2 protein-coding genes are annotated in these 2,749 nt (G+C 72.9%); one reads left to right on the top strand and one right to left on the bottom strand.

Annotated elements, in window-relative coordinates:
- On the bottom strand, nt 1-1,255 hold a 1,255-nt coding region (locus KS423_RS42865), incomplete at its 3' end, for a DEAD/DEAH box helicase (RefSeq protein ID WP_224285111.1).
- Nucleotides 1,256-1,946: 691 nt separating this feature from the next.
- On the opposite strand from KS423_RS42865, the gene KS423_RS42860 reads away from it, so the two are divergent.
- Entirely contained in the window at nt 1,947-2,675 is a 729-nt protein-coding gene (locus tag KS423_RS42860) for a ferritin-like fold-containing protein (protein WP_224285110.1), read from the top strand.
- The last annotated feature ends 74 nt before the right edge of the window (nt 2,676-2,749 follow it).

The raw sequence follows: 2,749 nt of genomic DNA, 5'->3' as shown, positions 1-2,749 counted from the left end.
CGGAGCCGCCCTGGCCGCCGCGCCCACCGCGACCGCCGCGGCCCGGGCGGGCGCCGCGTCCACCGGTCTCGCCGAGGTCCTCGACCTCCTCCGCGTTGAGCCCGGCGCGGGTCCGCTCCGAGCGCGGCAGGATGCCCTTGGTGCCCGGCGCGATCTTCAGCAGCTCGTACAGGTGCGCCGAGGTGGAGTAGGTCTCCTCCGGGTCGTTGAACGGCAGGTCCAGCGCCTTGTTGATCAGCTGCCAGCGCGGGATGTCGTCCCAGTCGACCAGGGTGACGGCGGTACCGGAGGCGCCGGCCCGGCCGGTGCGGCCGATCCGGTGCAGGTAGGTCTTCTCGTCCTCGGGGCACTGGTAGTTGATGACGTGGGTGACGCCCTCGACGTCGATGCCGCGGGCCGCCACGTCGGTGCAGACCAGCACGTCGACCTTGCCGTTGCGGAAGGCCCGCAGGGCCTGCTCGCGGGCGCCCTGGCCGAGGTCGCCGTGGACCGCGCCGGCCGCGAAGCCGCGCTGGGTCAGCTGGTCGGAGACGTCGGCGGCGGTGCGCTTGGTGCGGCAGAAGATCATCGCCAGCCCGCGGCCCTCGGCCTGCAGGATGCGCGCGACGACCTCGACCTTGTCCAGCGAGTGCGCACGGAAGATGTGCTGCTCGATGTTGGCGACGGTCGAGCCGGTGTCGTCCGGGGCGGTGGCCCGGATGTGGGTCGGCTGGCTCATGTACCGGCGGGCGAGGCTGATCACCTGGCCCGGCATGGTGGCCGAGAACAGCAGGGTCTGCCGCTTGGCCGGCAGCATGGTGATGATCTTCTCGACGTCGGGCAGGAAGCCCAGGTCGAGCATCTCGTCGGCCTCGTCCAGGACCAGCGCGCGGACCTTGGACAGGTTCAGCTTCTTCTGCCCGGCCAGGTCGAGCAGCCGGCCCGGGGTGCCGACCACGATGTCGACGCCCTTGGTGAGTGCCTCCACCTGCGGCTCGTACGCCCGGCCGCCGTAGACGGCGAGGACGCGCACGTCGCGCACCTTGCCGGCGGTCTGGAGGTCGTTGGTGACCTGGGTGCACAGCTCGCGGGTCGGGACGACGATCAGCGCCTGCGGGAAGTCGGAGAGCTGCTCCTCGGTGGCCCGGCCGGCGTCCACGTCGGCGCGCACGACGACCCGCTCGATCAGCGGGAGGCCGAAGCCGAGGGTCTTGCCGGTGCCGGTCTTGGCCTGGCCGATGACATCGTGGCCGGTCAGCGCGACCGGGAGGGTCATCTCCTGGATGGGGAAGGGGTGGACGATGCCGACGGCTTCGAGCGCCTCGGCGGTCTCCGGGAGGATTCCCAGCTCCCGGAAGGTCGTCTTGATGGGTTCAGTGGTGGTGGACAGGGTGCTGCCTCTTCCGTGTGGAGGGGCCGAGAGCGAGCGGCGGGCGGGCAGCCGCGCGGCTGCCTACGGGCCTGGGCGGCCCTGTTACAGCTGCGCGAACGCACAACCGCGCCGGTCCCTGCGGCCGGCCGGTGCGCGCTGCCCTGGTGCGGGGCGCGTCGCCGGCGGCGTCGGGGAGAGTTCCCGTGAGGGACCTGCGCGGGACCTCCGCCTCGGGGCGTGGTCTCGGCGGCCCTCGCTCGGCCACTGATGCGGTGCCAAGGCTTGAAGTCCAAGCCATGGTCGGAGCCGATCGGCTCTCCGACCGGGCATCCGCGTACGTGAGTACCCGTGCCTCCGGTGCGGACACGTCCGGCTGGACGGCCCCGCTACGGAGGGCTCGCGCGGGTACCGAGACGGCGGTGACACCATGCGAACACGACGGGCTCCGTACCACCATACAGTCAGCCGACGACTCGAACACGTGACGCGTCCGACATTGCCCCCGGCAACTGCCACCGGACCGGCCGGTCCGGCCGGTCACCCGGGCGTGCCTGGTGGTGGGGGAGCCGGGCGGGCGGGACTAAAGTTGCGGGTCATGGAGACCCATGGTGAGACGCAGGACGCGGCAGCCGGCTCGATCGGGGACTGGGCCGCGTGCTCGGCCGACCCCGGCTACCGGGCGGCCGTGCTCGACCTGCTCGGGGCGCTCGCGTACGGCGAGCTGAGCGCCTTCGAGCGGCTCGCCGAGGACGCCAAGATGGCGCCCGACCTCGCCGACAAGGCGGCGCTGGCCCGGATGGCCTCCGCCGAGTTCCAGCACTACCAGCGGCTGCACGACCGGCTCGCCGAGGTCGGCGCCGACCCGCAGGACGCGATGCGGCCCTTCGTCGAGCCGCTGGAGCTGTTCCACCGGATGACGGCGCCCGCGGACTGGCTGGAAGGTCTGGTCAAGGCCTACGTCGGCGACGCCATCGCGACCGACTTCTACCGCGAGGTGGCCGTCCGGCTGGACGACGACACCCGCGACCTGGTGCTGAGCGTCATGTCCGACACCGGCCACGCCCAGTTCGCCGTCGACAAGGTCCGCCAGGCGATCGAGGCCGACCCGCGGGCCGGCGGCCGGCTCGCCCTGTGGGGCCGGCGGCTGATGGGCGAGGCGCTCAGCCAGGCCCAGCGGGTGGTCGCCGAGCGCGACGCGCTGTCCAACCTGCTGGTCGGCGGCGTCCAGGTGCAGGGCTTCGACCTGGTCGAGGTCGGCAAGATGTTCAACCGGATCACCGAGGCGCACACCAGGCGGATGGCCGCCCTCGGCCTGGCTTCCTAGAACGGCGCTCAGGCCGCCCGGTGCCGCCGCGAAGCGCGGTGGGCGCCGGGCCGGTGCGGGTGGTGCCGGTGCGC

This window comes from Streptomyces sp. LS1784, from assembly GCF_020103755.1.
GTDB lineage: Bacteria > Actinomycetota > Actinomycetes > Streptomycetales > Streptomycetaceae > Kitasatospora.
This window is presented reverse-complemented; position numbering and strand designations above follow the sequence as displayed.